Source organism: Bartonella capreoli (assembly GCF_902813205.1).
Taxonomy (GTDB): domain Bacteria; phylum Pseudomonadota; class Alphaproteobacteria; order Rhizobiales; family Rhizobiaceae; genus Bartonella; species Bartonella schoenbuchensis.
The window spans coordinates 1-428 of sequence record NZ_CADDZX010000258.1 but is presented as its reverse complement, the minus strand read 5'-3'; the positions used below and the strand labels follow the sequence as shown (position 1 = coordinate 428).

Here is a 428-nt window from a genome sequence, read left to right as displayed (position 1 = left end):
GTCCCGACACCTCTTTTCTGAAAATCTGGATTGGAGACAATATCATACACTCCACCAACTCCATCCGCTTTAATACAAAAACATATTGCTACAGGATTGTTATTTATATAACCAACGAACATATCTACATCAGGATCTTTTTTATAACAGCCACCTATTGTTTCATAAAATATTATCGCCTCCTCATCAAAAGGCTCGAATACTGATGCCATAACATTTCCATAATCTATAAAATCTTGAAGTGATTCAACTTCCTTGATTTTGAAATCATCCAGCATAGAAGTAACATGAGAGTCTATATCTTGAGCTAAAGCTGCCATTCCTACCTCTGTTTCAACACGCTCTAAGCCAATAGATAAGAGAACTTCATTAACTTCGTAATTAGACGAATGAGGTCCAACCCACCAAGATAAAGGCAGTTTTTGTGC

The 428-nt window shown here is 36.4% G+C and carries 1 pseudogene; it reads right to left on the bottom strand.

The features are described 5' to 3' along the window. A pseudogene (locus J7R05_RS09450) lies at positions 1-428 on the bottom strand (GNAT family N-acetyltransferase); the annotation flags it as partial.